Below are 5,047 nucleotides of genomic sequence, written 5' to 3'. Positions count from 1 at the left end.
AAAAAAACATTTATCACAGGCATTAACTCCTTGCAACTCCTATATCTCCTTTATTTTTTCTTATCCCTTATCCCGAATTGACGTTAGTTGATATTTATGGACGTAATATAGAAATACAAATCAGAACTAGAGAGATGCATAATATAGCAGAATTTGGTACAGCAAACCATGATGAATATAAAAAGGCACAGGAAACAAAACTAAGAAAATTATTCTCTAACGTGAAATTTGCTGATATTAATACTGAGATAAATAGTGCATATGATATTTTTGTCCAGTTTAATTGGACTATACCAGAACTTATTGCTTATGAGCAAGCAATTGAAAATCTTTGTCATAATTTTCATGATGTATACTCAAATGGTTTAAAGAATTGGGATAGACCTATTTCGAAACTAGACAATAAGAAGGATGATGTTATTGCTGATTCTTGAGAGAGTTTTCTATAGTCAATGGGAAGTTGGTGACGTCGTCACTCAATGCTTGCCTATTACTTATAGGCGTCGCTCCATCGTTCCTAGCCCCAAATTCTCCTGAATTGACTATATAATCATACCTATTTTTAGTTAGTAACTGTAAAATTATTATTGACCAAAGCTAATTTTAGCACTTCATCTACAGTTGATACTGATAAAATTTCTAAACTCTTTTTTATATTCGGTGGAATATCTTCTAAGTCTTTAACGTTATCTTGAGGTATTATCACCGTTTGTATACCACCTCGGCTGGCAGCTAATAATTTTTCTTTTAGTCCCCCAATTGGTAATACTGTTCCCCTTAGGGTGATTTCTCCAGTCATTGCTACAGTTCTGTTTACCGGTATTTTGGTCATAAGTGAAACAATAGTGGTAAATATTGCACATCCAGCAGATGGGCCATCTTTTGGAATCGCTCCAGCCGGTACGTGCAAATGGATATCAATATCTTTATAATCTTCGTATTTTAATCCAAAACTACTAGCTCTAGAACGAAAACAGCTATAGGCTGCTTGAGCAGATTCTTTCATTACATCCCCAAGTTTACCAGTAGTTTTAATGTCTCCTTTGCCATGAAATGACAAGGCTTCAATGGTAAGTAATTCTCCGCCAACTTCTGTATAAGCAAGTCCCGTAGTACTACCTATTTGATCTTCTTTTTCAGCTAGACCAAAATTATATTTCCTAACTCCTAAATATTCTTCAAGATTAGCAGATGATATTGATATGTTTTTTATTTTTTTGTTACTCAAAATTCTTTGCAATACTTTTCTTGTAACAGAGCCAATTTCTCTCTCAAGCGATCTTACTCCTGATTCTTTGGTATAATATCTGATTAATTCTAAAATTGCTCCATCATCAATAGTGAGTTCATTTTTCTTCATTTCATGCATTTTCAATTGCTTTGGTATTAAGTAGTTTTTGGCAATTTGTAATTTTTCTTCTTCAACATAACCAGAAATGTTAATGATCTCCATACGATCAATTAGAGCTCTGGGCAGATTATAAGAATTAGCTGTTGCAATAAACATTACCTCTGATAAATCATATTCTACTTCTAAATAATGATCAACGAAATGACTGTTTTGTTCAGGGTCTAAGACTTCAAGTAATGCAGAAGCCGGATCACCTCGAAAATCAGAACCCATTTTATCAATTTCATCTAATAACATAACGGGGTTATTAGTTTTAACTTTTTTTATTAAATTTATAATTTTTCCTGGCATAGAACCAAGATATGTTTTTCGATGTCCCCTAATCTCCGATTCATCTCTAATACCGCCAAGAGCAAATTTAGTATATTTCCTACCCATCGCTTCAGCAATGGATTTGACCAATGAGGTTTTTCCAACTCCTGGTGGACCGATTAAGCATAATATAGGTCCTTTAATTTTTTTAGAACGTTGTAACACTGCTAAATATTCAATAACACGCTCTTTGACTTTCTCAAGACCAAAGTGATCACGATCCAAAATTTCTCTAGTTTTATTTATATCAGTTTTATTATTATCAAATTTCCCCCATGGCATGGCTAATAATGTATCAAGGTAATTACGAACAACTGATGATTCACCTGACATTTGATTCATAAGCTTTAGCTTTTTCAGTTCTGCTTCAGCTTTTTCTTTTGCTTCTTTTGAAAGTTTTAAGGTTTTAATCTTTTTTTCTATATCAGAGAAATCAGATTTATCATGTTCGAGTTCTTTTTGTATAGCTTTCATTTGTTCGTGCAAGTAATAATCACGCTGAGTTTTCTCAATTTGTTTTTTTACTCGCAATTGTAAAGCTTGCTCTGCATCTATTTGAGCCATACTAGATGTTAATGTATCTATTATAGTTTTAATTCGTGATTGAGGTTTGGTCTCCTCTAACAAAGTTTGTTTTATTATTAATGGTACAGTCAAATAAGAAGCTAGTACATTAGTGACATAACTAAAATCTGTTGGATTTTTTGCTATTTCACCAGTTATCGTTTCTATTATTTCTGGATTAATTTTTTTATGAGTCTTAGTATATTTTGTAAATAACTCGATAACATTTGCTGTGGAAACTTTTAAAGATTCTACATCAATTACCTCTTCATCATGTAGTATGCTATATTCAGCTTCAAATATCTCTTTATTAGTGATGTTATGTAGGGTAACCTTATCGATTGCTTCAACTAGAATTTTGGCATTATTCTGTAACCTTACTGTTTGTATAATTTTAGCAATTACTCCTGTAGAATGGAGATCTTGAATATCTGGAGTATCTTGATCTTGTTGTTTTTGTAATACCAGTAATATATATCTATTATTATCTATAATTTTAGTTTCAAATAAGGCTTTTAGAGACTTAGTCCTACCGACAAATACAGGAGCAACCATACCGGGAAAGATCACCATGTCTTTTAATGCGATTAAGGGCAATTTTTCTTTATTTGTCATATTAAAAAACCTTAAGAAATTTATATACTAAAGAGGATAGTAACTATATAATATCGCCTTACTATGATTTCAAGCTACATTTAGTTTTATATATGCCTTCATCACCTCAATCTTCCAATATCATATCAATAGCAAGCAATAGGGTAAAACAATATCTTCATTTGACCCCAATAGTTCAATCTGAAATTTTAGATAAAATGCTCGGTCATGAAATTTTCTTTAAAATAGACTCGTTACAAAAAACCGGAGCATTCAAGGTTAGAGGGGTATTAAACCACTTATTAGAGTTGCAAGAACAAAATTGTTTACCAAATAAAGTTGTTGCATATAGTACAGGTAATCATGGAATTGGTCTTGCTTGGGTAGCAAAAACCCTTAACCTTAATGCAAGAATTTATTTACCAGAAAATACCTCTCCAATTAAACAACAAACAGCAAAATATTATGGAGCAGAGGTTATACTAACTAAAACTAGACAAATGGCAGAAGATAAAGCAAAGAGTGACATAGAAAATGATTTTTACTATTTGCATCCTTCCGATAGTGATTCTAGTATAGCTGGGGCTGGTACGATGTGTTATGAAGCATTGCAACAACTAGGATTCAGTCCAGATGCCATTTTTGCTTCTTGTGGAGGTGGGGGGTTGCTTTCAGGATCATATTTAGCGAAAGAATTACTATCTCCATCCAGCTTGCTGATAGGTTCAGAGCCGCTTAATGCTAACGATGCTTTCTTATCGATTAAGCAAGGTTCGATATATAGGTTTACTGATTCACCAAGTACTGTAGCAGATGGTTTGCGTACTTTAGCAGTTTCATCACGTACATTTAATTATCTAAATAAACTCGATGATTTCTTTCTTGCTGATGAACATTCTATATATTATTGGACCGCTTGGTTGGTTCATTTGCTACGAATTGCCTGTGAACCATCATGTGCTTTAAATATGGTTGGAGTAGTAAATTGGTTAAAGAAACAGTCGAAACCTAAGAAAGTTTTAGTACTTATATCAGGTGGGAACATTGATCCTATTATTTATCAGGAGCTTTGGAAGGGAGAATATCTTTCTAATTTACCTAAGTCTTAGTACTATAGTTGTAAATTAACTCATGTATGGATCTACCCAATAATGCAAGAAAAAAAATAATACTTGACAGAAAAAAAGCAAATGCAGTCATGTATTCGACTTGAAGCTCAACAAAGTGCTTCAGCCCTGATGGAATTCGCTAACTTACGAACTTTAACATAATCACCTTAACGGCTTCTTTTGAGCCTGTGAGTTAAACAGTTTTTTCGTAAGCTAAGGTTTGTCTTATTTACCATCAATATTATCATCTCTCGCATATTCCTTGGTAAGAATTCCTTACTTTATTATTTTATTCCAGCTATGATTTTTTTTAAATTTAAACCTTAATTTAATTAAAAAAATCATTTAGCCATCATAAATTAATAATTAATATTAAACTTTTAATAACATACTTTTATTTCACTGTATGATTGATCATTTCGCAATACTGCGAATACTACTCTTGCTAATTTATTTGCCACTGGCTACTACACTAGTATTATAACCTCGTCTCTCTTGCAGCTTGAACATCCAATCTGTAAACCTACTTTTGTTACCTTCTTCTATTTTATCTAATTTCTTAGTTCTTAATACCCTAGCTGTAAAAACAGAACGAGTTCCATGGATTAATAAATTATGTCATTGCGAGACCACTACGTGGTCGTGGCAATCCACATTTATTAGATTGCTTCGTCGCTACTAAAGTAGCCTCTCGCAATGACGCCAAGCTATTTTCTATATGACTTTTAAATGCCATGCGTAAGATAAGTAATATAGACATATTTATTCGTAACAAAAAGCTTATCTGTACTTTGTTTTTATAAGCGAGTACAGCGTAATGAACATTGTTTGCACACGAATGTCCCAAAGCACATTAATTCATGATATTTTCAAAAAAAACAATCCTTGAAAGACGTAGGATGTGAAATTATTACACTTTTAAGCAAATTCATTAAAATATAGTTTGCATTGAAAACGATACTGGACTGAAAAATCAAGACAAAAAATAATAATTTTGTTTCCCATTTTTGCATTTTTCAAGCTGCAATTTGTTCATAATTTTGCATAGAATTTAGAT

General features: G+C 32.4%; 3 protein-coding genes. 2 read left to right on the top strand and 1 reads right to left on the bottom strand.

Going from position 1 to position 5,047, the window contains the following annotated elements; translation table 11 throughout:
• Nucleotides 1–77: 77 nt before the first annotated feature.
• A complete protein-coding gene (locus RiCNE_RS05795; RefSeq protein WP_239832721.1) occupies nt 78–434 on the top strand; it encodes a hypothetical protein in 357 nt (118 codons plus the stop codon).
• A 128-nt stretch (nt 435–562) separates the two neighbouring features.
• On the opposite strand, the gene lon is transcribed toward RiCNE_RS05795, so the two are convergent.
• Nucleotides 563–2,902, bottom strand: coding sequence for an endopeptidase La (lon, locus tag RiCNE_RS05790; RefSeq protein WP_094649642.1), 2,340 nt, complete (start codon nt 2,900–2,902; stop codon nt 563–565).
• A 92-nt stretch (nt 2,903–2,994) separates the two neighbouring features.
• On the opposite strand from lon, the gene RiCNE_RS05785 reads away from it, so the two are divergent.
• The gene (locus RiCNE_RS05785) at nt 2,995–3,990 is read left to right on the top strand and encodes a serine/threonine dehydratase (RefSeq protein ID WP_094649641.1); all 996 of its coding nucleotides are present in this window, start codon (nt 2,995–2,997) and stop codon (nt 3,988–3,990) included.
• Nucleotides 3,991–5,047: the final 1,057 nt, after the last annotated feature.

Source organism: Rickettsia endosymbiont of Culicoides newsteadi, assembly GCF_002259525.1.
GTDB lineage: Bacteria > Pseudomonadota > Alphaproteobacteria > Rickettsiales > Rickettsiaceae > Tisiphia.
Note: the sequence above shows the minus strand (reverse complement) of the source record. Positions and strands in the feature narration are given on the sequence as shown.

What these genes read in the sequence shown, in the direction of transcription:
- lon (WP_094649642.1), bottom strand. Translation starts at nt 2,902, where the DNA reads ATGACAAATAAAGAAAAATTGCCCTTAATCGCATTAAAAGACATGGTG.
- RiCNE_RS05785 (WP_094649641.1), top strand. Translation starts at nt 2,995, where the DNA reads ATGCCTTCATCACCTCAATCTTCCAATATCATATCAATAGCAAGCAAT.